The following is a 23,161-nucleotide window of genomic DNA, read 5'->3' on the forward strand; positions in this document are numbered from 1 at the left end:
GGTTTTTCCGGCTCTCTGACCACCGTCCTGCGGGCATGCAGAAGGTGACCCCGAGATAGGATCTGACAAGTTGGGTGCTGCCAGGCAAAGGCGCTTGGTTTGCGTCGCTCAGCCTCAAGCAGGAGTACGACTGTACACGGGGCCGCGGAGCGGGTGCAAATCGTTTGGGGGTATGGTCTAGACCACTGGACGGCTCCTCTTCACGCGGAACCGGTAGTTCACATGACATACCCTGCTCAACAGTGCGCCGTCCGGTACAGGCAGTGACGGCCCATTTGAATCTCCACCCCTGGGAGGCTTCCCATGACCACCGTGACGTCCCCGCTGGCAGGACGCGCCATCGGACTGGCGGCAGTGCCGGATCCGGTCTTCTCCGGAGCCATGGTCGGCCCGGGCACAGCGATCGACCCCGTCCGCGAGCCTTCCGAGGCCGTATCCCCGGTGGACGGGGTCATCGTTTCCCTCCACCCGCACGCGTTCGTAGTAGTGGACGACCAGGGCCATGGCGTGCTCACCCACCTGGGCATCGACACCGTGCAGCTCAACGGCGAGGGCTTCGAGCTGCTCGTGAACAAGGGCGACACCGTGACCCGTGGTCAGGGCGTGGTGCGCTGGGACCCGACCGCCGTCGAGGCCGCCGGAAAGTCCCCGGTGTGCCCGATCGTCGCTCTTGAGGCCACCGCCGAGGCTCTTGCCGATCTCCGTGACGAGGGCGATGTGAAGGCCGGCGACAGCCTCTTCCTCTGGAAGTGACGTCAGCGCCGTCCATGACGGCAAGTAGGGACAACCACCGCGGCGGCGGGACCCGCCACACTAACGGAGACGGGTGAGATGGAGACAACGCTGCGAGGCGTCGGCGTGAGCCACGGTGTGGCGATCGGCGAGGTTCGGCACATGGGAACGGCGGTCCTCGAACCGCCGGCCAAGCAGATTCCGGCGGAGGAGGCGGAGCGTGAACAGGGGCGCGCCCGCAAGGCCGTGGAGGCTGTGGCAGCCGACCTGATTGCGCGCGGCAATCTGGCGGGGGGCGAAGCCCAGGCGGTTCTTGAGGCCCAGGCCATGATGGCCCAGGATCCCGAGCTGATGGCGGACGTGGAGCGCCGTATCGCCGTCGGCAGCACCGCGGAGCGCGCGGTGTACGACGCCTTCGCCGCGTATCGCGAGCTGTTGGCGAGTGCCGGGGAGTACCTGGCCGGCCGGGTGGCCGACCTCGACGACGTGCGGAATCGTATCGTCGCCCGTCTTCTCGGGGTGCCGATGCCGGGCGTCCCGGACAGCGACGAGCCTTACGTCCTTGTGGCCCGGGACCTCGCACCGGCGGACACGGCACTGCTGGATCCGACCCTGGTGCTCGGCTTTGTCACCGAGGAGGGCGGACCGACCAGCCACAGCGCGATCCTGGCGCGGGCTCTCGGTGTTCCGGCCGTCGTGGCGCTGCCCGGTGTCGGTGAGCTCGCCGAGGGCACGATGATCGCTGTCGACGGCAGCACCGGCGAGATCTTCGTGAACCCCAGCGAGGAGAAGAGGGGACAGCTGGAGGCCGCGGCCGCCGAGCGCAAGGCCGCGCTGGCGGCCTCGACCGGTCCGGGCGCCACAGCCGACGGCCACAAGGTGCCGCTGCTGGCCAACGTGGGTGGCCCGTCGGACGTGCCGGCCGCGGTCGAGGCCGGTGCCGAGGGTGTCGGTCTGTTCCGTACCGAGTTCCTCTTCCTCGATGACAGCAAGAACGCGCCGTCGGAGGAGAAGCAGGTCGAGGCCTACCGTCAGGTGCTTGAGGCCTTCCCCGAGGGCCGTGTCGTCGTGCGAGTGCTGGACGCGGGCGCGGACAAGCCGCTGGACTTCCTCACTCCGGCCGACGAGCCGAACCCGGCGCTGGGCGTGCGCGGCCTGCGGACGCTGCTCGACCACCCGGAGATTCTGCGCACCCAGCTGACGGCGCTCGCCAAGGCGGCCGAGGGTGTGCCGGTCTACCTTGAGGTCATGGCCCCGATGGTGGCCGACCGTGCCGACGCCAAGGCGTTCGCGGACGCCTGCCGTGCCGCCGGACTTCGGGCGAAGTTCGGCGCGATGGTGGAGATCCCGTCGGCGGCGCTGCGGGCGCGCTCGATCCTTCAGGAGGTCGAGTTCCTGTCCCTGGGCACCAACGACCTCGCCCAGTACACGTTCGCCGCCGACCGTCAGGTGGGCGCGGTGTCCCGTCTGCAGGACCCGTGGCAGCCGGCGCTGCTGGACCTGGTGGCGCTGTCCGCGGAGGCGGCGAAGGCGGAGGGCAAGAGCTGTGGTGTCTGCGGTGAGGCGGCGTCCGACCCGCTGCTCGCGTGTGTGCTGACGGGTCTGGGTGTCACCTCCCTTTCCATGGGTGCGGCGTCGATTCCTTATGTGCGGGCGACCCTCGCGAAGTACACGCTGGCTCAGTGCGAGCGCGCCGCGGCGGCCGCGCGGGCGGCGGACAGCGCCGAGGAGGCACGCAGCGCGGCTCAGGCCGTGCTGTCCGGCGAGTAGTCGGTCCTGGGCGCCATTCGCCTGGTCTTGGGAGGGGCGCTCCACCTTCGGGTGGGGCGCCCCTCCCGCGTTCAGTGGGTGTGTCCGGAGGCTGCTCCCGCTTCTCCGAGGTCCGGCGGGACGGTGTAGTCGACGCCTGACTCCGGGGAGATGAGATCGCCGGACTCGATGTCGGTGCAGTAGGCGTCGAAGACCTCGCCCGCGGTGAGGGGTTCGAGGCCGTCTCCGCGCAGGCGCCAGCCGTAGATGGTGTCGGTGGTGCCGGGTGTACTGGTGCGCATGACGAGTCCGCCGGGGCTGTGGGTGGCGATGCCGAGGGCCAGGACCGTGGTGAATTCGAGGGCTTCGGCCTCGTCGAGTTCTGTGGTGCCGCTCGTGTCCTCGTCGGCGTGCAGGACGGAGACCAGTGCTTCTGGTGTGCCGGAGACGCTGCAGACGAGATGTCGGTGGCCGGGCCCGGCGGTGTCGAGGATGCGGACGAGCAGGGACGAGGCCCGGGCGAAGGCGGCACGGCCGATGTCCTCGCCACAGGTGGCGCATGCGCCCAGGCGGGCCAGGAGGGTGGATGCATACTCCCAGGTGGCCTGGCGGACGGCCTCGTCGATGAGGTCCGGGACGAGGTCGGCCAGGGGCTGGCCGTCGTAGGGAAGGCTGGGGCCTGTGGTCGCGAGTGCGGCGGTGAAGCGTGTGCGGCTGGACGCGATGTCGGGGTCCAGGCCGGTGTCCGCGCAGAATTCGGCGTACTCCTGGGGGTCGAAGAGGGCCACTGTCGTGTGGCTGCCCTGGGAGGCTCGGGTTTTGAGGAGGGCCTCGACCTGTTGGAGGTAGGTCGTGTGGTCGTCGAAGGCGAAGCTGCGATAGCGCCGCATGGCGCGGAAGTCGTACTCGTCGGTGAGCAGGCCGATGGTGCCGGCGATTTCGCGGCGCAGGACGCGTCGCATGGTCTGGTGGTCGGTGTGCGCCATGTTTTCCCCCTGTGCGTGCACGGTCGATCAATGCTCACTCACGGTAACCGGCGGCACTGACAATGGGCCTGGCCTCGGACTTTGCCGTCTTGCTCGGCGGTCCGAGGCCAGGTTGCGGGGTGTTCCGGTGCGGGTCGGTCAGGCCCGCTTGCGGGCGAGTTCCTCGTAGAAGTGCAGGAGGTCGAGGTTGTCGATGGAGCCCGGGTTGACGGCCTTGTCCAAGGGGGTGCCCTGGAGGAGGCGCTTGACGGGGACCTCGATGCGCTTGCCGGTGAGGGTGTGTGGGACGCCCGGTACCTCGATGACCTCGTCGGGGACGTGGCGTGGTGAGAGGTGTTCCCGGATGGTCTGCTTGATGCGGTTGAGCAGGGCCTCGTCGAGGACCGCGCCGGGAGCCAGGTGGACGAAGAGCGGCATCCAGTAGCCGCCGTCGGGCTGTTCGATGCCGACGACGAGGGATTCCTTGATCTCGGGAAGCCGCTCGACGGCTTCGTAGATGTCGGCCGAGCCCATTCGGACGCCCTGGCGGTTGAGCGTGGAGTCGGAGCGGCCGTGGATGACGACCGAGCCGCGTGCGGTGACGGTGATCCAGTCTCCGTGCCGCCAGACGCCGGGGTAGGTGTCGAAGTAGCTGTCGTGGTAGCGGCTGCCGTCGGGGTCGTTCCAGAAGTGGATCGGCATGGACGGCATCGGGTTGGTGACCACGAGCTCGCCGACCTCGTCGATGAGGGGCTTACCGCTCGGGTCCCACGACTGCAGGTCGGTGCCCAGGCTGGGGGCCTGGAGCTCTCCGATGTGGACGGGCAGGGTCGGTACGGCTCCCGCGAAGCAGGAGCAGACATCGGTTCCGCCGCTGACGGAGGCGATCCAGAGGTCCTCGCGGACCTCGTCGTGCAGCCAGCGGAAGCCGTCGGGCGGCAGGGGCGAACCGGTGGTGGCGACGCACTGCACCTTCGAGAGGTCGAAGTCGCGCCCCGGGTGCACGTCCGCTTTGCGGCAGGCCATGACGTACGCGGCGGAGGTGCCGTAGAGGGTGGCGCCGGTGCGTTCGGCGACGCGCCACTGGGCGCCGGTGTCCGGGTAGCCGGGGCTGCCGTCGTACAGGACGATCGTGGTGCCGGTCAGGAGGCCGGAGACGAGGAAGTTCCACATCATCCAGCCGGTCGAGGTGTACCAGAAGAAGGTGTCCTCGCGGCCGAGGTCGCAGTGCAGGCCGAGCTGCTTGAGGTGCTCGACGAGGATGCCGCCCTGGGACTGGACGATGGCCTTGGGCAGACCGGTGGTGCCGGACGAGTAGAGCACCCACAGGGGGTGGTCGAAGGGCACCTGCTCGAAGACGGGTTCGATGTCGGCGCTGGTGAGGGCCGACCATTCCACGGCGCCGTCGGGTGCCTCGGTGCCGAGGAGCGGGATGTGGACGACGGCACGCAGGGTGGGCAGTTCGCTGCGCAGTTCTGCGACGGTGTCGCGGCGGTCGTGTTCCTTGCCGCCGTAGCGGTAGCCGTCGACGGTGAACAGGACGACCGGTTCGACCTGCTGGAAACGGTCGAGGACGCTGCGGGCGCCGAAGTCGGGAGCGCAGGAGGTCCATACGCCGCCCACGGCGGCCGTGGCGAGGAGGGCGACGACGGCCTGCGGGATGTTCGGGAGGTAGCCGCTGACACGGTCTCCGGGGCGTACACCGAGCGCGCGCAGTTCGGCGGCGAGGGAGCCGACCTGGCGGCGCAGTTCGGCCCAGGTGACCGGGCTCGGTTCGTGGGTCTCGTCGACGTGGAGGAGCGCGGGTTCGTCGGCGCGGGTCGCGGCGGCGCGGAGGGCGTGCTCGGCGTAGTTCAGGGTTGCCCCGGGGAACCACTGGGCGCCGGGCATCGCGCGGCTGCCCAGCACGCGCGTGTACGGCGTCGAGAACCGTACGTCGAACCACTCGGTGACGGCTTGCCAGAACGTGTCCAGTTCGTCGACGGACCAGCGGTGCAGTGCCGCGTAGCCGCCTTCGGCCGGTGCTCCGTGGCGTTCCGCCGCCCAGGCCTGGAACTTCGTGACCTGTGCGTGGGCGATGCGTTCCGGATCGGGCTGCCAGAGCGGCTCGGGGTTCAGGGTCGACATGGGGCGGCTCCCGGACTGTGCGCGTCGTGTGCGTCGTCCGCGCACGAGCTGGGGTGTGCGCGTGACGCGGCTGACACGGACGATGCCATGTGATCGACTCCTGCACCAGGGTGCCCCCCACATAGTCCGTGTCGTGAAGATGTGGTCCCGGCACGGGTGAACGGCAGTTGAACGGCACGCACGCGTGGGGCAGTCAATGGCAGGCTGAGCAGCATGGACGGTCGTGACCTGGTGCGTTCGGTGAAGGTGGTCGGTTCTGCGGGGGCGGCCCAGGGGTTGCGTACCGTGCGGGCGGCATGGCGCAGGCGGCGCGCGGACGCCGCCGGGCTGCCGCCCAGGGGGGCCGAACGCGCGCGTGTGCCCGGTCCCGTGCAGCATGTGGAGCCCGGTCCTGGTGGTGGCGTCCTTCGGTTCAGTCGGACTCTGTTGCGGATCACGGTGACCGTGAACGGCGCCGTGTTCTGGGGCTGGGACGGGGCGGAGGCGGAGCCGTCGTACGCGCTCGCCGGTCGTTGCCCGGATCCGGATCCCCGGGCCGTGCTGGAGCCGGACAAGGACGGCGGCTGGCGGGTGGTGGCCGAACGGGTGACGGTCGTGGTCTCGCGGCACGGTGCCGTGGAGGTGCGGACGCCCGGTGGCGTCACCCTGCGCCGTGATCTGCCGCCTCGGTGGTGGGAGCCGGTGGAGGGGGGCCCGGCGCGCTGGATGCAGCGCTCGGAAGTGGCCGCGGACGCGCGTTTCTTCGGGCTCGGCGGGCGGGCGTCGGGGCCCCGGCTGCGGGACGGAACGTACCGGCTGTGGAACACCGACCCCGGGCGGGCGTTCGGGCCGGACGACGATCCGCTGTACATCACGATGCCGGTGCAGATGGTGGTGGCCGACGCGGCCACGCATCTGGTGTTCCACGACACCTCGTGGGACGGCACGGTGACGTTGCGGGAGGGCGAGGAGGGGGCCGGTTCCGGGCACGACCGGGCGGGGACGTGCGAGGTGCGGATGGAGGGCGGGCCGCTGCGCTGCTGGGTCATGGTGGGCACTCCCGCGCGCGTGCTGCTCACCTGGGCTTCGCTGACGGGGGCGCCGGCTCTGCCGCCCGCGTGGGCGCTCGGGCACCATCACGCGCGGTGGGGCTTCGGCAGCGAGCAGGAAGTGCGGAGGATCGTGGCGGGGTATCTGGAGCGCGGGCTGCCTCTGGACGCGGTCCACCTGGACATCGACCACTATGACGGCCATCAGGTGTTCACCGTCGATCATGACCGCTTCCCCAAGCTGCCCCAGCTCGCCGAGGAGCTGCGACGGGACGGGGTCCGGCTGGTGTCGATCGTCGACCCGGCGGTCAAGGCCGCTCCGGGCAATGCGGTGTACGACAGCGGGAGGGCGGTGGACGCGTTCGTGCGGGATGCCTCCGGCCGCCTGGTCGAGGGAGTCGTCTGGCCGGGGGAAGCGGTGTTTCCGGACTTCACGCACGCGCGTGTGCGTGAGTGGTGGGGCGGGCTCTACGAGGAACGGCTGGCGCAGGGGTTCGCGGGCTTCTGGCACGACATGAACGAACCCACGTCGTTCACCGCGTTCGGGGAGTCGACGTTGCCGCGTTCCGCCCGGCATTCCCTGGAGGGGCGGGGCGGCGACCATCGCGAGGCGCACAACGTCTACGCGCTGTGCATGGCAAGGGCGGGGTACGAGGGACTGCGCGAACTGGCGCCCCTTGAGCGGCCCTTCGTCTTCTCCCGTTCCGGGTGGGCCGGTCTCCAGCGCTACGGCGGGACGTGGTCGGGCGACGTGGCGACGGGGTGGCCGGGGCTGCGCGCCTCGCTGTCGCTGGTGATGGGGCTCGGGCTGTGCGGGGTGCCGTACTCGGGGCCGGATGTGGGGGGATTCGACGGGAGTCCGTCTGCCGAGCTGTATTTGCGGTGGTTCCAACTGGGCGCGTATCTGCCGCTGTTCCGTACGCACGCGAGTCTGCGGGCGGGGCGCAGGGAACCGTGGGAGTTCGGCCTCGATGTGTTGGAGCACGCACGCGTGGCGCTCCTGGAGCGCCGGCGGCTGCTGCCGTATTTCCTGACGCTGGCGCATCTGGCTCGGCGTACCGGGGCGCCCTATGTGCGGCCGCTCTGGTGGGGCGCCCCTGAGGACCGGGCCTTGCGTGACTGCGAGGACGCGTTCCTGTTGGGTGACTGTCTGCTGGTGGCTCCGGTCCTCGATCCGGGCGCGGACCGGCGTGCGGTGCAGTTGCCGCGGGGGCGGTGGTACAACACGGCGACGGAGCGTGTGCACGAGGGGCCGGGGCAGGTGCTGGTCGACGCACCGCTGTCCCGTATCCCGGTGCTCGCGCGCGCGGGTGCCGTCATGCCCGTGCGTGGGGAGGACGGCGGACTGGAGCTGGAGGTGTGGGCGCCGCCTCGGGGCAGGACCGGGGGTGGGCTGGTCGTGCCGGACGCGGGCGACGGCTGGGACGAACCGGAGGTCGAGCGGTACGTCGCCCGCTGGGAGGGCCGGCAGGTGGTCGTGGAGCGGGAGGGTGAGGGCGGCGTGAGTGAGCCGCCCTACCCGGTGCGGCTGCGAGGGCTCGGGCGGGCCTGAGCTCAGATGTAGCGGCCCTCGAACCAGGCCCGTACGGCCACGGTGTGCAGGGGGAAGGCGAGCTCCTCGGGGCGGCGCAGGAGGTGCCAGCCCTCCGTCTCGTCCGTCCGTGCGGACGCCGGGAGGTTGTCGGCCGGCCGTTCCGGGAGCAGCCCGAACAGCAGCAGATGGCCGTCGGGCGAGCTCATCGCGTCCACGAGCCGTACCTCCCGGGCGGCGGCGTCGATGCCGGTCTCTTCCTTGAGTTCGCGGACGACGGCCTGCCGCCAGTCCTCGCGGTCGTCGATGTAGCCGCCGGGCAGTGCGATGCCCCCGCGCGCGGGAGCGACCGTGCGGGTGATGACGACCAGGGCGGTGCCCTTCGTGTCGTACACGGGCTGGAGCGCGACGGCGACCGGGAGCGGATTGCGGTAGGCGAGGGTGCCGCAGACCGGGCAGGTGCGGGGCCAGCCGGTGACGCCCTCTCCATAGGGCGCTCCGCAGCTCGAACAATGGGAGCCGAGCGCGGAGTTGGCGTTGGAGTGTTGAGTTTCGGACACGCGGCGGACTGTAGCCGATCACGGGAAGGACGTCTTCCGGGGGGCGGGCGATGCACCGTGGTGGAGGGACCGGTGCCCATTCCCGGATGCTCGTGGCACACTTCTGACGTTTCGTCAGATCTGTTTCCGGGGAGGGGTTTTGTCACGTACACGCACACCCGTGGTCGCCGGATGGTTCATCGGGGACGGAGACGGCTTCCGGCTTCTCGGAACGCGCTGCTCCGCCTGCGCATCGGTCTTCTTCCCCCGCGAGGACGCGCACTGCCGCAACCCCGCGTGTCCGGGTGGCGACCTGAAGGAGGTCCCGCTGTCCCGCCGGGGCCGCGTCTGGTCGTACACGGACAGCCGTTATCGGCCACCGTCACCCTATGTGACCGATCCGGAACTTCCGTGGGAGCCGTACACGTTGATCGCAGTGGAGCTGGCCGCCGAAGGCCTGGTGGTGCTGGGGCAGGCGGTTCCCGGGGTCACTGTGGGTGATCTGGCGGTGGGCATGGAGGTGGAGGTCGTACCGGGCGTGCTCCATGAGGACGCGGAGACGGTCTGGACGACCTGGCAGTGGCGGCCGACGAGGGGGCGGTGACGGCATGACGGAGGATGTGGCGGTGCTCGGTGTGGGACTGCATCCCTGGGGCAAGCGGGGGCGCAGCTTCGTCGAGTACGGGGCGGCGGCCGCTCGTGCCGCGCTCGCCGACGCGGAGTTGGACTGGCGGGACATCCGGTCGATCGTCGGCGCGGACACGGTGCGGGGCGGCTATCCGGGATATGTCGCCGGGGCCACGTTCGCGAAGGCGCTCGGCTGGCAGGGCGCCCGGGTCACCAGCGTGTACGCGGCATGCGCGTCCGGGGCGCAGGCCATCGGTGCCGCGCGGGCGCAGATCCTGGCGGGGCTCGCGGAGACGGTGCTCGTGGTGGGAGCCGATGCCGCCCCCAAGGGCTTCTTCCGGCCGGCGGGAGGAGACCGGCCCGACGATCCGGACTGGCTCCGGTTCCGGGTGCTCGGGGCGACGAATCCGACGTACTTCGGGCTGTACGCGCGGCGGCGCATGGCCCTGCACGGAGACACGCCCGAGGACTTCGCGCAGGTCAAGGTGAAGAACTCCGCCATGGGGGCGTTGAATCCGCACGCGCGCTATCGCAAACGGGTCACGGCGCAGGAGGTGGCGGCCTCCGCGGTGGTCGCCGATCCGCTGCGGCTGTTGGACATCTGCGCGACCTCCGACGGCGGGGCGGCGCTGGTGCTGTCCAGCATGGAGTTCGCGCGGCGGCACTGCGTGGCGGAGCCGGTGCGGATCCGCGCGGTGTCCACGGTGACCCCGCGCTACCCCAACACCGTCCTCGACCTGCCGGACATCGCGACGGACTCGGCGGTCGCGGCGGAGCCCGCCGCGGAGCCGTTCCGGGCGTCGATCGCCACCGCTGCCTACGAGGAGGCCGGCATCGGGCCCGAGGATCTCTCCCTCGCGGAGGTCTACGACCTGTCCACCGCGCTGGAGTTGCAGTGGTACGAGGATCTGGGGTTGTGCGCCGAGGGCGAGGGCGCGAAGTTGCTGCGGGAGGGCGCGACGAGCCCGGGCGGGCGCATACCCGTGAACGCCAGCGGCGGGCTCGCCTCCTTCGGCGAGGCCGTCCCCGCCCAGGCCATCGCCCAAGTCTGCGAGCTGACCTGGCAGTTGAGGGGATTCGCGGGCGAGCGGCAGATAGCGGACGCGCGCGTGGGCGTCTCGGCGAACCAGGGGTTGTTCGGGCACGGCTCGGCAGTGATCGCGGTGCGCTGACGCGGGCGGTGGATGAGGGGCGGCTACGCCAGCTTTCCACGCTCTGTGACCATCCCGGAATCCTGCGTGAACGTCTCATGAACTGGGCTCGGGCGCGTGAAGGGAGCGCGAGTATGCTCCCGTGCACTCCTGGTCGGATACTCTCCGCTTCGCCTTCCAGCCGGTGGTCAATCTGACGACCGGTGGAGTGGCGGGGCTGGAGGTTCTTGCCCGTCCGGAGGCCGGCGACATCCTGGCCGAGGCCCGGCGGGATCCTGAACTCGACGGCGGCCTCGCCGTGTCGGCCGTCCGGGCGGCGGCCCGCAAGGAGACCCTGCTGCCGCTGCACGTCAACGTCTTCGCCGGCACCCTCGCCGACCTCGGCGGACTGGCCCAACTGGCCGACGCCGTACGGGAAGCGGGGCGGATGCCCTGGGAGGTGACCCTCGACATCGTCCCGCCGTACACACACGTGCCTCAGCAGGCGCTGCTGGAGGCGGTGGCCGGGTTGCGGGAGCAGGGCTTCCGGATCAGTGCGGACGGCGTCGGAGACGGCGACGTACCCCTGCGGCTGCTCGTCGATCTGGCGCCCGACCTGGTCAAGCTCGACGCGTCGCTGCTGGCGCGGGCGGCGGCCGTGCGCGCGATGCGGACGCTGTGCGACGAGTTGGGGGCGCTGCTGTGCGTGGAGGGTGTCGAGACTGAACTGCAGTGCGCGGCGGCGGTTTCGGCCGGGGCGCAGCTGGCGCAGGGCGAGTTGTTCGCGCCGCCCGCCCGGCTGCCCGCAGCGGACGTATACGTTCCACCCCGCCGCCCCGGTGGCGGAGCGCCGCAGCGTTCGGGTCCGGCTGTCCGGGAATTCGTACGGCCCGCCGCGCTGCTGCCGGCCACCGCGTCGGCCGGTCAGGTGCGCACTCTCCTGACCGGGTCACCGGACGTGTCCGGGGTGCTGCTCGTGGACACGCGCGGGGTGCCCGTGCGCTCGGTGCACCGCTCCCGCTTCCTGCTGTCCATGTCGGGGCGCTACGGCCATGCCCTGTACGCCGATCGGCCGGCGTTCAAGCTCGGCGATCCGCCTCGGACGGTCGGCGTCGACGCCACCGCCTGGGAGGTGCTGGACGTCGTGGCGGTCGGCGGCCGGGACCGTACGTCCGACGACGTGGCGGTCGTGGACCGGTACGGGCGGTGTGTGGGCGTCGTACGGCTCGCGGACCTCGTGCGGGCGCTCGCCGAGTCGCGTGTCGAGGAGGCGGCCGGGCTCAACCCGCTGACGCGGCTGCCCGGTTCGGACGCCATCACCGGTGAGGTGGACCGGCGGATCGCGGACGGGCGGACGTTCGCCCTGAGCTGGCTTGATGTCGATCACTTCAAACAGGTCAACGACGGGGCGGGATTCGCGGCGGGCGACGAGTTGATCCGGGCCGTGGGACGGACGTTGCAGCACGCCGCGTCCGGCAGTACGCGCGTGGGGCACATCGGCGGCGACGACTTCCTGGTGCTCGCGGATCCGGAGGGCCTTGATCCGCTGGCCGCCACCGTGCTGGACGCCCCCTGGTCGGCGGGCGGACGTCCCGTCACGCTGTCCCTCGCGACGGTCCTGTGTGCGCCAGGGAGTGTCGTGGACCACCGGCAGGCGGCCGCCTGCCTCGCGCCGCTCAAACAGGCCGCGAAGTCCTTGCGCGGGGCCAGTTGGGTGCTGGGCCGGGCGGGGCTGCCGGGCCATGAGATCCGGCGCGGGGCCGGAGCAGCGGCCACGCAGGCACAGGCGCAGTGGGCGGTCGCAGAGCCGGGCAGGGGCTGAATCCGGGCCTGTCGGTGTCACGTACGGCCGCACGGACGTGCCCTCAACCGTTGCCGTCCGCGACCTTGACGCCCTTGGGACATCGGTGAACACTTCCGGTGTCAGTCGGCATCGCCGTACATTCACGGCGTACCAGGCACTGTGCCGCGCGGGCTCCGCCTGATCCAGCCACGGCCACTCCCCACGGGCGATGCGACGACGGCACGCTCGTCACGGACGCCGGGCGGGGCGCGGGACCTTCCCTGCCTTCGGCTGAAGTCGCCGTGGGAAACGCACCCTGCACGGAGGACCGGGGTCGATCACCCCGGGCCAGGGCCTAGGAGCCGCCATGAGCAATGGAGACATCTTCCTCGGTGAGGTCATCGGAACCGCGATCCTGATCCTGTTCGGCGCCGGAGTCGTCGCCGCCGTCGTACTGAACTACTCAAAGGCGAAGGACGCGGGCTGGGTCGTCATCGCGTTCGGCTGGGGTTTCGGGGTGATGGCCGGGGCGTACACGGCCGCGCCGCTGTCCGGTGGGCATCTGAACCCGGCGGTGACCTTGGGGATCGCCATCGACACCGGGGACTGGGACAAGGTCCACATCTACGTCGCCGGGCAGATGGTCGGCGCGATCCTCGGCGCGGTGCTGTGCTGGCTGGTCTACTTCGCGCAGTTCCAGGCCAACGCGGAGGAGGACAAGGCGCAGCCGACCCTCGGGATCTTCTCCACCGCGCCCGCGATCCGCAATCCCGTGGCGAACCTCATCACCGAGATCATCGCGACCATCGGACTGGTGCTGCCGATCCTGGCGTTCGGGCTGACCAAGGGACTCGGCGAGTCCGGTACGGCGATCCTGATCGTCTCCTTCCTGGTGGTCGGCATCGGTCTGTCGCTCGGCGGTCCCACCGGATACGCCATCAACCCGGCCCGCGACCTCGGACCGCGGCTGACGCACGCCGTCCTGCCGATCCCCAACAAGGGCACCTCGGACTGGGGTTACGCGTGGATCCCGGTGGTGGGACCGCTGATCGGCGGGGCGCTGTCCGGGCTCATCTTCAACGCAGCCTTCTGAAGGAACCGACGAAGGGGACGTCATGACGGACAAGTTCGTCGCCGCTATCGACCAGGGCACCACCTCCAGCCGCTGCATCATCTTCGACCAGAACGGCGCGATCGTCGCCGTCGACCAGCGCGAACACCGCCAGATCTTCCCCAAGCCGGGCTGGGTGGAGCACGATGCCACCGAGATCTGGTCCAAGGTGCAGGCGGTGGTCGCCGGGGCCATCGCCAAGGCCGGACTGCGCGCCGACCAGCTCAGCGCGCTCGGCATCACCAACCAGCGCGAGACGACCGTCCTGTGGGACCGCGCGACGGGCAAGCCCGTGCACAACGCGATCGTGTGGCAGGACACCCGCACCTCGGCGCTGTGCAACCAGCTCGGCGGCTCGGACGGGCAGGACCGTTTCCGCGAGCAGACCGGGCTGCCGCTGGCCAGCTACTTCTCCGGGCCCAAGGCGGCCTGGCTGCTGGACAACGTGCCCGGGCTGCGGGCTCGTGCCGAGAGCGGGGAGATCGCCTTCGGCACCATCGACTCCTGGCTGATCTGGAACCTCACGGGCGGCACGGACGGCGGCCACCATGTGACCGACGTGACGAACGCCGGGCGCACCATGCTGATGAACCTGGAGACCCTTCAGTGGGACTCCTCGATCCTCTCCGCCATGAACGTCCCCGAGGCGGTGCTGCCCGAGATCCGCTCGTCCGCCGAGGTGTACGGCACCGCGGTCGGCCAGCTCGCCGGGGTGCCGGTCGCCTCCGCGCTGGGCGACCAGCAGGCGGCGATCTTCGGGCAGGCCTGCTATGACGTGGGCACGGCGAAGAACACGTACGGAACGGGCAGCTTCCTGCTGCTCAACACCGGCAACCGGCCGGTGCCGTCGAAGAGCGGCCTGCTGACGACGATGGGCTACAAGATCGGCAGTGAGGCGCCCGTGTACTGCCTGGAGGGGTCGATTGCCATAACGGGCGCGCTGGTCCAATGGTTCCGCGACCAGCTCGGCATCATCCGTACCGCGGACGAGATCGAGTCCCTGGCGGCGAGCGTCGACGACAACGGCGGCGCGTACATCGTGCCCGCGTTCTCCGGCCTGTTCGCGCCGTACTGGCGCTCCGACGCGCGCGGGGTGGTCACCGGGCTCACCCGGTACGTCACCAAGGCGCATCTCGCGCGTGCGGTGCTGGAGGCGACGAGCTGGCAGACGCGCGAGGTCGTGGACGCCATGTACCAGGATTCCGGGGTGCAGATCACCACCTTGAAGGTGGACGGCGGCATGACGAAGAACAACCTGCTCATGCAGCACCAGGCGGATGTGCTCGATGTGCCGGTGATCCGGCCCAGGGTGTCCGAGACGACCTGCCTGGGCGCCGCGTACGCGGCCGGGCTCGCGACCGGTGTGTGGAACGACCTCGACGAGCTCAAGGCCCACTGGCAGAAGGACGTCGAGTGGACGCCGTCGATGGAGGCGGCGGTGCGGGACCGTGAGTACCGCAACTGGCGCAAGGCCGTGGAGAAGAGCTTCGGCTGGCTGGAGGACGGCGAGGAGTAGACACGCGCGCGTGCGGAGCTCCACGAGCCGCGGCCCGTACCCCGGTCGGTGGGGGTACGGGCCGTGCGCACGCCGGTTCAGGTGGTGACGGCCTGCCTGCGGTCGGCCGCCTGGGCCATCGCGTGCTGGACGACGCCGATGAGGACCTCCTTGACGGACTCCCTGTCGCGTGCGTCGCACAGCACGAGGGGTACGTCGTCGTCGAGGTCGAGGGCCCGCTTGATGTCCTCGGCCGGGTAACGGGCCGCTCCCTCGAAGCAGTTGACGCCGACGAGGAAGGGTATGGAGCGCCGTTCGAAGTAGTCGACGGCGGCGAAGCAGTCCTCCAGCCGGCGAGTGTCGGCCAGTACGACGGCGCCGAGCGCACCCTCGGAGAGCTCGTCCCACATGAACCAGAACCGCTCCTGGCCGGGCGTCCCGAAGAGGTACAGCACGAGGTCCTCGCGCAGGGTGATACGGCCGAAGTCCATCGCCACGGTGGTGGTGTTCTTGCCCTCCACCCCGCTCGTGTCGTCGATGGGGCGGCCGGCCTCGGTGAGGAACTCCTCGGTGCGCAGCGGCCTGATCTCGCTGACCGCGCCGACCAGGGTGGTCTTGCCCACCCCGAAACCGCCGGCCACGAGGATCTTGAGCGTGACGGGCTCGACCGGGGGCTTGCCGCGCTCAGAACGCCCGAAGATCATCGATCTCTTCTCCTGCTTGATGGGGGTCGGGCGACGGTGGGCCGTAGCCTCCGCCGCCGGGGGTTTCGATGACGAGTACGTCGCCGGGGCCGACGTCCGCCGTGTCGCTGCCGTCGAGTGCGGTGACCGTGCCGTCCGCCCGTTCCACACGGTTGGCGCCGAGTGCACCGGGTTCGCCGCCTGCCAGGCCGTAGGGCGGGACCCTGCGGTGCTGGGAGAGTGTGGAGACGGTCATGGGCTCGTGGAAGCGGATCCGGCGCACCGCGCCGTCCCCTCCCCGCCACCGTCCGGCCCCGCCGCTGCCGCGCCGGACGGCGAACTCGTCGAGCTGTACGGGCAGTCGCCACTCCAGGACCTCGGGGTCGGTGAGCCGCGAGTTGGTCATATGGGTCTGTACGACGGGCGCGCCGGGGAAGCCGTCTCCCGCGCCGGATCCGGAGGCGACGGTCTCGTAGTACTGGTGGCGTTCGTTGCCGAAGGTGACGTTGTTCATGGTGCCCGAGCCCTCGGCCTGGACGCCGAGCGCCGCGTAGAGCGCGCCGGTGATCGCCTGGGAGGTCTCCACGTTGCCCGCGACGACCGCGGCCGGCGGTTCGGGGGCGAGCATGGAGCCGGGCGGCACGACGATCCTCAGGGGGCGCAGACAACCGTCGTTGAGCGGGATGTCGTCGTCGACGAGGGTGCGGAAGACGTACAGGACGGCCGCGTTGACCACGGAGAAGGGGGCGTTGAAGTTGGTGGTCAGCTGCGGGGAGGTGCCGGTGAAGTCGACGGTGGCGGAACGGTTCTCGCGGTCCACGCGCACGCGTACGCGGATGACGGCGCCGGAGTCGGTCTCGTAGGCGTACTCGCCGTCGTCGAGGGCGTCGATGACGCGGCGGACGGCTTCCTCGGCGTTGTCCTGGACGTGCCTCATGTAGGCCTGGACGACGTCGAGGCCGAAGTCCTCGATCATGCGGGCGACTTCGTCGACGCCTTTCCGGTTGGCCGCGATCTGGGCGCGCAGGTCGGCGAGGTTGGTCTTCGGGTTGCGGGAGGGGTAAGGCGCCTCGGTGAGCAGGCGGAGGGTCTCCTCCTCGCGGAAGCTGCCGTCCTCTGCGAGCAGCCAGTTGTCGAAGAGGATGCCCTCCTCCTCGATGGTCCGGCTGTTGGCGGGCATGGAGCCGGGGGCGATACCGCCGATCTCGGCGTGGTGGCCGCGGGAGGCGACGTAGAAAAGGATCCGGTCACCCTGCGTGTCGAAGACCGGGGTGATCACGGTGACGTCGGGCAGGTGGGTGCCGCCGTGGTACGGATCGTTGACCGCGTAGGTGTCGCCGGGCCGCATCGAGTCGCCGCGGCGCCGGATGACCTCCTTGACGCTGGTGCCCATCGAGCCCAGGTGGACGGGGATGTGCGGGGCGTTGGCCACCAGGTTTCCGTCGGGGTCGAAGAGGGCGCAGGAGAAGTCCAGGCGCTCCTTGATGTTGACGGACTGGGCGGTGGACTCCAGACGGGCGCCCATCTGCTCGGCGATCGACATGAAGAGGTTGTTGAAGACCTCCAGCAGAACCGGATCGACTTTTGTGTCGAGATCGGAACTCTCCGTAATCGCCGCACGTTCCATGACCAGATGCCCGTCGTCGGTCGTCGCGGCCCGCCAGCCGTCGTCGACGACGGTCGTCGCGCCGGCCTCGGCGATGATCGCGGGGCCGCTGACGGACTCGCCGGGAGGAAGGTCCTCGCGGCGGTGGAGGGGTACGTCGCGCCAGACGCCGCCCGTGTGGAGGCGGACGGTGTCGGGGGCGGAGGCACGGCCCTGGTGGGTGGCAAGGGCGGACAGATCGGGGGGTTCGGTGATGCCGGTGGCTTCGACGGAGAGGGCTTCGACGACGATCGGGCGGTCGAGGATGAAGGAGTACGTGGCGCGATGACGTTCTTCGAAGGTGCGGCGCATGGTGTCGGGCTCGTTGAGCTCGACGGTGAGGGTGGTGTCGGTGCCGTCGTAGCGGAGCTGCGCGCGACGGATGACCTTGACGCGGTCCTCGGGGACGTCCTCGGCGAGGAGTTCGGTGCGGGCGGCGGCTTGCAGGTCGTCGGCGGTCTTGAGGACGCCCGGCATCGAGGCGGTCTCCAGGGGGGCCTCGACGGACTGTTCGCGCATGGCGGTGGTGTCGGCGAGGCCGATCCCGAGCGCGGACAGGACGCCGGCCATGGGCGGGACGAGGACGGTGCGGATGCCGAGCGAGTCGGCGACCATGCAGGCGTGCTGTCCGCCCGCACCACCGAAGGTGGTGAGGGCGTAGCGGGTGACGTCGTGGCCCTTCTGCACGGAGATCCGCTTGACCGCGTTGGCGATGTTGGCGACGGCGATCTGGAGGTAGCCCTCGGCGACCTGCTCGGGGGTGCGGTCGTCGCCGGTGCGTTCTCTGATCTCGCGCGCGAGGGCGGCGAAGCGGCCGCGGACGAGGTCCGCGTCGAGCGGCTGGTCGCCGTCGGGGCCGAACACCAGCGGAAAGTGGGCCGGTTGGATGCGGCCGAGCATGACATTGGCGTCGGTCACGGCAAGCGGCCCGCCGCCGCGGTAACAGGCGGGGCCGGGGTCCGCGCCCGCCGAGTCGGGTCCCACCCGGTAGCGGGAGCCGTCGAAGTGGAGGACGGAGCCGCCGCCCGCCGCGACGGTGTGGATGTCCAGCATGGGGGCGCGCAGCCGGACACCGGCGATCTGGGTGGTGAACACGCGTTCGTACTCGCCCGCGAAGTGCGACACGTCGGTGGAGGTGCCGCCCATGTCGAAGCCGATCACCCGGTCGAATCCGGCCAGCTGCGACATCCGGGCCATGCCGACGATGCCGCCGGCGGGGCCGGAGAGGATGGCGTCCTTCCCACGGAACTGCCCTGCTTCGGCGAGCCCGCCGTTGGACTGCATGAACATCAGCCGCACACCGTGGAGTTCGTCGGCGACGTGCTGGACGTAGCGGCGCAGTACGGGCGAGAGGTAGGCGTCGACGACGGCGGTGTCCCCACGCGGGACGAGCTTCATCAGCGGGCTGACCTCGCTGGACAGCGAGATCTGGGGGAAGCCGATCCGGGTGGCCAGTTGCCCGACCGCCTGCTCGTGGGCCGGGTGGAGATGGCTGTGCATGCACACCACGGCCACGGCGCGGATCCCGTCGTCGTAAGCCTCTTGCAGCGGCCCGGAGAGGGCTTCCAGGTCGGGGGCGCGCAGGACGGTGCCGTCGGCGGCGATGCGCTCGTCGACCTCGACGACCCGCTCGTACAGCAGCTCCGGGAGTTCGATGCGGCGGGCGAAGATGCGGGGGCGGTTCTGGTAGGCGATGCGCAGGGCGTCGCGGAAGCCGCGGGTGACGACCAGGAGGGTGCGCTCGCCCTTGCGTTCCAGGAGGGCGTTGGTGGCGACGGTGGTACCCATACGGACGGCCTCGACGGGTTCCTCCGAGCCGTTCATCAAACGGCGTACGCCCTCGACGGCCGCATCGGAGTAGCGTGCCGGGTTCTCCGAGAGCAGCTTGTGCGTGAGCAGACGGCCGTCCGGACGTCGCGCGACGATATCGGTGAAGGTGCCGCCTCGATCGACCCAGAACTGCCAGCCAGTCACGTCACTACCCCGCTTCCGCGCCGGTCACAGCGCCCGGAGGCCGTTGATCACGTCGCGCAGGATACTCTCGTCGACCAGTTCCGCCGGGGGAACGGGCCGGTTCACATGGACGAGTTCCCCGTCCACCAGGTCCCCGACGAGGACCCGTACCACTCCGATGGGAAGGTCGAGTTCGGCGGCGAGTTCGGCGACCGACTGCGGGGTGTCACGGCACAGCTCGACGATGTCCACATGTTCCGGGGACAGGGTCGAGTCCGGTTCCGGATCGTCCGCGTGCGACTCCGTGACGACCACCGCGATGAGGTCGAGGCGGTGCTGGGCCGCGCTGGTGGTGCGGCCGCGCGTCATGGCGTACGGACGGACGACCGGTCCGGCCTCGTCGTCGAACCAGTGGCTTCTTCCCTGACCGTCTGCGCTCATGTCATCCCACTACCCGCCCGCGGGCAGATCGGTGCGCGGAGCGGTGCCCAGATGCACACCGACCCGCTTGACCAGGAGCGTCATCTCGTACGCGACCTGGCCGACGTCCGAGTCGGCGTCCGAGAGAACGGCCAGGCAGCTGCCGTCCCCGGCGGCCGTCACGAACAGGAAGGCGTCGTCGAGCTCGACGACCGTCTGCCGCACGCTACCGGCCTCGAAGTGGCGGCCCACGCCCTTGGCGAGGCTGTGGAAGCCGGAGGCGACGGCGGCCAGGTGCTCGCTGTCCTCCCTGGTCAGGTCCTTGGACGCGCCCGTCGGCAGTCCGTCGCCGGAGAGCACGATGGCCTTGCGGATGCTGGCGACGCGGTCCACCAGGTCGTCGAGGAGCCAGTTGAGCTCGCCGGACGCGGTGGTCGCGGTCTGGCCGGTCACCTTCGGTGCGGTCATGGACCGTCCCCCTTTGTCGTTCCTCGTGGTGCTGTGCCGCTGTGGGCGTCGTCGCCCGCGGCGTTCTCCTCGCGGCCGCGCTGCCAGCCCCGCTGGAGCGAGGCCATGCGGTTGCGTACCTCGTCGGCGTCCCGCTCGGCGGGCTCGGTCGAGCCCTCGGTCGGTCGGGCGGGATCCCGTTTGAGCTGTGGGGCCAGGTTGGCCTGGCGCACGCGCCGGGGCAGCGGTCCCGCACCGGAGCCGGTCTGCTGCGGCATGGGGGCCGGACGCCGGTCCGGTGTGTTCGGGTTGCTCGACTCGATCTCCGCGCGCCGGGTGCGCCGGGGTAGCGCGGGGGGCTGCCCGGAGGGGTCCCTGCCTGTGGCGGAGCCTGTGCCGGTTCGCTCACCGACCGGTTCGGAAGTGCCGGGGCCGCGGCGCAGGGGCGCGTCCCCGCGCCGCCGGGTCGGCAGCGGTGCCGGGGCGTCCGGCTCGTGGCGGGCGGCGCCGGTCGGGGGCTCCTCGGCCTCGTCGCGCCCGGGGCCCTGCTCGGTGACCGGGCGCCCGTGCGAGCTGACCAGCTTGGGCGTCCGGCGCCGGGGCAGCGGAACCGCGGCGCTCAGGTGGTGCTCCGGGGCGTCATGGTCCGGGCCGGCGGAGTCCGGCGCGTCGTGGCGGGCGGTGGCAGTGTCCTCCGCGCGGGCGAGGTGGGTTCGGCGCGGGCGGAACAGGCCGCCGCGCTCCCCGTCCTCCTCGTCCAGTCCGTCCGGGAAGTCGTCCAGGGCGTCCAGGTCGACGGGCGCCTCCAGCTCGACCGGCCCGTCCAGGCGCTGGGTGGGCAGGCCGGGCAGTTGTACCGGCACCTGGGCGAGGGCAGCCCTGCGGCTCTCCTGCAGCCGACGGGTCTCCTCCAGCTCGGCCTCCTTGGAGGGGCCGGGCCGGTCCAGACGGAAGCCGATGCCGTTGGTGTCCGGTACGTCGTCCGTCAGCAGGGCATCGGGGATGAACACGACGGCCGTGGTGCCGCCGTACGGGGACGGCTGGAGGGAGACCCGTACGTTCTGGCGCTGGGCGAGCCGGCTGACCACGAAGAGACCAAGCCGGTCGGTGTCGGAGAGCTCGAACTCGGGGGTCTCGGCGAGCCGCAGGTTGGCGTCCAGGAGAGCGTCGGCGGCCATGCCGAGTCCGCGGTCGTGGATCTCCAGGGTGAAGCCGTTGGCGACGCGTTCGCCGAGCACCTGGACGGCGGTGTGCGGCGGGGAGAACACGGTGGCGTTCTCCAGGAGTTCGGCCACGAGGTGGGTGAGGTCGGCGACCGCCGGGCCGGTGACGGCGACGCGGGGCAGTCGGCGGACCTCGATGCGCTCGTAGTCCTCGACCTCGGCGACGGCGGCCCGCACCACGTCCATGAGCTGGACGGGCTTGCGCCACTGCCGGGAGGGGGCGGCGCCGGAGAGGATCACCAGGCCCTCGGCGTGCCGGCGCATACGGGTGGTCAGGTGGTCCAGGCGGAACAGGTCGGCGAGTTCGTCGGTGTCCTCGGTCCGGCGTTCCATGGTGTCGAGGAGGGTGAGCTGCTTGTGAAGGAGTACCTGGCTGCGGCGGGCGAGGTTGACGAAGACCTCGGAGACGCCGGCGCGCAGCTCGGCCTGTTTGACGGCGGCCTCGACGGCGGCGCGCTGGAGGGTGTTGAGGGCCTGGCCGACCTCGCCGATCTCGTTCTTGTCGTACTCCAGGCGCGGCACCTCGGTCTCCACGTCGACCTGTTCGCCCGTCGACAGACGGCGCATCACGCTGGGCAGCCGGACACCGGACGCCTCGTGGGCCTCCAGGCGCAGCTGTCGCAGGTCGCGGATGAGGCCGCGGCCGATGCGCACGGACAGGAACAGCGAGAGCAGCAGGGCGACGAGACCGAGCACTCCGGCGATGGCCGCCTTGGCGATGACGCCCATGGCGACCGGCCGGACGCGGTCCTGGTAGCGGTCGCCCGCTTGGTCGTTGAGCTCGGCGAGCTCTTCGAGGACATTGCCGGCCTCGGTGTCCCAGCTCTTCGCCGTGACGCCGCTGGGCGTGCCGGCACCCGTCGCGACGGCGGACTCCTCGGCGACGCGGAGCGGGGCGCTGGCGGCGTTCTTCCAGAAGCGCGTGAAGCGGTCCCGCTCCCAGGAGGGCAGCAGGGGGAGGTTGACGTCGTAGATCAGGGTGCGCTGGGCGGCGTAGGCGGAGACGTCGCGGACCTCGTCGCGCGAGAGCTTGCCGACGATCAGGGCGGAGCCGAGGAGGGCGTCCTCGCGGGAGAGCAGTTCGCGGGCGCGCGCGAGGTTGACGAGGGCTCGGTACTGCTTGTCCATCTCCACGTTGTCGACGACGTGGAGGTTGGCGAGCAGGACGTAGCAGGGGTCGACCAGGCTGTTGTAGAAGTGGAAGGCCGTGGCCCGGTTGACGGTGCCGTCCTCGACGCTGCGGCGCAGGGAGGCGATGCCGTCGAAGGCGTCAAGGACGGCGGTGAGGCGCTCGTCCGTGCCCTGGCCCATCGCGTCGCGCACGTCGGGGTTCTTGGCGTTCTTGCGGATCTCGGCGACGGCTTCGTCGGTGGCGCTGCGGCTGCGCCTCAGGGCGGCGAGCCCGTCGGAGGCGCGCGGGTCGGCGAGGTGGACAAGCGTCTGACGGCGTTCCTGCTGGAGGACACGGACCGTGTCCTCGACGGGGTAGCCGATCTTCTCCACGACGGACGACACGTTGAACAGGTCTTGTGCCTCACGACCCGTCAGTACCGTGGCGAAGCCCCAGATCGCGGTGAGGGACACCAGCGGCACGAGAAGCAACGCCACGATCTTCCGGCGGATGGACTTCCCGCGAAAGCGCATGGCCTCCCCCAGCTCGACCCCCGCGGGCCGGGGGTACACATGTGCGTCAACAAACGGCGCGAGCCTACTACCGACGCACAGGTAACTCGAAGAGCCATCCGGAAGCTGAACTTCCGCACCGGGGAGGAGACATGGGGAGTTGTCCGGTCATTGGGGGAGATTGCCTACCGGATTCCGGCGTCGGCCGGTGGAACCGGCCCTACTCGTCCGCAATGTCAATTGGCTGGAATTTTTCCTTCGTTGGGAATCTTCGGGCGATGTCGTTCGTCCTTCTCTATGGGAAACGGGGGCGGAATCGGCCACAGGAGCCGCATCTCGCCTCCCGGCGG

16 protein-coding genes are annotated in these 23,161 nt (G+C 70.7%); 8 read left to right on the plus strand and 8 right to left on the minus strand.

The genetic code is table 11. The features are described from left to right. The first annotated feature begins 303 nt into the window (after positions 1–303). Together H4N64_RS26805 and ptsP are read left to right on the plus strand one after the other, a co-directional pair. Positions 304–753 (plus strand): PTS sugar transporter subunit IIA, encoded by a 450-nt coding sequence (locus H4N64_RS26805; RefSeq protein WP_186284990.1) that lies wholly within the window; start codon positions 304–306, stop codon positions 751–753. A gap of 78 nt (positions 754–831) precedes the next feature. Then, positions 832–2,502 carry a phosphoenolpyruvate--protein phosphotransferase gene (ptsP, locus tag H4N64_RS26810; protein ID WP_186284991.1) on the plus strand — a complete coding sequence of 557 codons (1,671 nt, stop codon included), beginning with the start codon at positions 832–834 and terminating at the stop codon, positions 2,500–2,502. Positions 2,503–2,573: 71 nt separating this feature from the next. Here the strand turns inward: ptsP and H4N64_RS26815 are convergent, their stop codons facing one another. Continuing rightward, on the minus strand, positions 2,574–3,467 hold the full coding sequence (locus H4N64_RS26815) for a hypothetical protein (protein ID WP_186284992.1): 894 nt from the start codon (positions 3,465–3,467) through the stop codon (positions 2,574–2,576). A gap of 138 nt (positions 3,468–3,605) precedes the next feature. Further along, positions 3,606–5,573, minus strand: coding sequence for an acetoacetate--CoA ligase (locus tag H4N64_RS26820; protein ID WP_186284993.1), 1,968 nt, complete (start codon positions 5,571–5,573; stop codon positions 3,606–3,608). A 213-nt stretch (positions 5,574–5,786) separates the two neighbouring features. Here H4N64_RS26820 and H4N64_RS26825 point away from each other — a divergent pair, with 213 nt between their 5' ends. After that, a complete protein-coding gene (locus tag H4N64_RS26825) occupies positions 5,787–8,153 on the plus strand; it encodes a glycoside hydrolase family 31 protein (protein ID WP_186284994.1) in 2,367 nt (788 codons plus the stop codon). A 2-nt stretch (positions 8,154–8,155) separates the two neighbouring features. Here H4N64_RS26825 and H4N64_RS26830 read toward each other — a convergent pair whose 3' ends face one another. Then, positions 8,156–8,692: an NUDIX domain-containing protein gene (locus H4N64_RS26830; protein WP_186284995.1), complete on the minus strand. Its 537-nt coding sequence runs from the start codon at positions 8,690–8,692 to the stop codon at positions 8,156–8,158. Between the two features lie 160 nt (positions 8,693–8,852). On the opposite strand from H4N64_RS26830, the gene H4N64_RS26835 reads away from it, so the two are divergent. From H4N64_RS26835 to glpK, 5 genes are all read left to right on the plus strand, one after another. Beyond that, on the plus strand, positions 8,853–9,275 hold the full coding sequence (locus H4N64_RS26835) for a zinc ribbon domain-containing protein (protein WP_186284996.1): 423 nt from the start codon (positions 8,853–8,855) through the stop codon (positions 9,273–9,275). Between the two features lie 4 nt (positions 9,276–9,279). Continuing rightward, positions 9,280–10,470, plus strand: coding sequence for a lipid-transfer protein (locus H4N64_RS26840; RefSeq protein WP_186284997.1), 1,191 nt, complete (start codon positions 9,280–9,282; stop codon positions 10,468–10,470). A 121-nt stretch (positions 10,471–10,591) separates the two neighbouring features. Continuing rightward, positions 10,592–12,250, plus strand: coding sequence for an EAL domain-containing protein (locus tag H4N64_RS26845; protein ID WP_186284998.1), 1,659 nt, complete (start codon positions 10,592–10,594; stop codon positions 12,248–12,250). 328 nt (positions 12,251–12,578) lie between these two features. Further along, complete coding sequence (locus tag H4N64_RS26850) at positions 12,579–13,304, plus strand: MIP/aquaporin family protein (protein WP_186284999.1); 726 nt, start codon at positions 12,579–12,581, stop codon at positions 13,302–13,304. Positions 13,305–13,326: 22 nt separating this feature from the next. Then, the gene (gene glpK, locus H4N64_RS26855) at positions 13,327–14,838 is read left to right on the plus strand and encodes a glycerol kinase GlpK (protein ID WP_186285000.1); all 1,512 of its coding nucleotides are present in this window, start codon (positions 13,327–13,329) and stop codon (positions 14,836–14,838) included. A gap of 77 nt (positions 14,839–14,915) precedes the next feature. Here glpK and H4N64_RS26860 read toward each other — a convergent pair whose 3' ends face one another. Genes H4N64_RS26860 through H4N64_RS26880 form a run of 5 tightly spaced genes read right to left on the minus strand, consistent with a single transcriptional unit; the run spans position 14,916 to position 22,832 of the window. Beyond that, positions 14,916–15,521 carry a GTP-binding protein gene (locus tag H4N64_RS26860; RefSeq protein ID WP_186285001.1) on the minus strand — a complete coding sequence of 202 codons (606 nt, stop codon included), beginning with the start codon at positions 15,519–15,521 and terminating at the stop codon, positions 14,916–14,918. Continuing rightward, positions 15,502–19,119: a hydantoinase B/oxoprolinase family protein gene (locus tag H4N64_RS26865; RefSeq protein WP_186285002.1), complete on the minus strand. Its 3,618-nt coding sequence runs from the start codon at positions 19,117–19,119 to the stop codon at positions 15,502–15,504. Before H4N64_RS26865 ends, H4N64_RS26860 begins: the two co-directional genes overlap by 20 nt. Before the next feature lie 24 nt (positions 19,120–19,143). Further along, positions 19,144–19,539 carry a DUF742 domain-containing protein gene (locus tag H4N64_RS26870; RefSeq protein WP_186285003.1) on the minus strand — a complete coding sequence of 132 codons (396 nt, stop codon included), beginning with the start codon at positions 19,537–19,539 and terminating at the stop codon, positions 19,144–19,146. A gap of 9 nt (positions 19,540–19,548) precedes the next feature. Continuing rightward, entirely contained in the window at positions 19,549–19,986 is a 438-nt protein-coding gene (locus tag H4N64_RS26875) for a roadblock/LC7 domain-containing protein (RefSeq protein ID WP_186285004.1), read from the minus strand. Further along, the gene (locus tag H4N64_RS26880; protein ID WP_186285005.1) at positions 19,983–22,832 is read right to left on the minus strand and encodes a nitrate- and nitrite sensing domain-containing protein; all 2,850 of its coding nucleotides are present in this window, start codon (positions 22,830–22,832) and stop codon (positions 19,983–19,985) included. The genes H4N64_RS26875 and H4N64_RS26880 overlap by 4 nt, the downstream gene beginning before the upstream one ends. Positions 22,833–23,161 lie beyond the last annotated feature (329 nt).

Source organism: Streptomyces cupreus, assembly GCF_014257025.1.
In the GTDB taxonomy this organism is placed as follows: Bacteria; Actinomycetota; Actinomycetes; order Streptomycetales; family Streptomycetaceae; genus Streptomyces; species Streptomyces cupreus.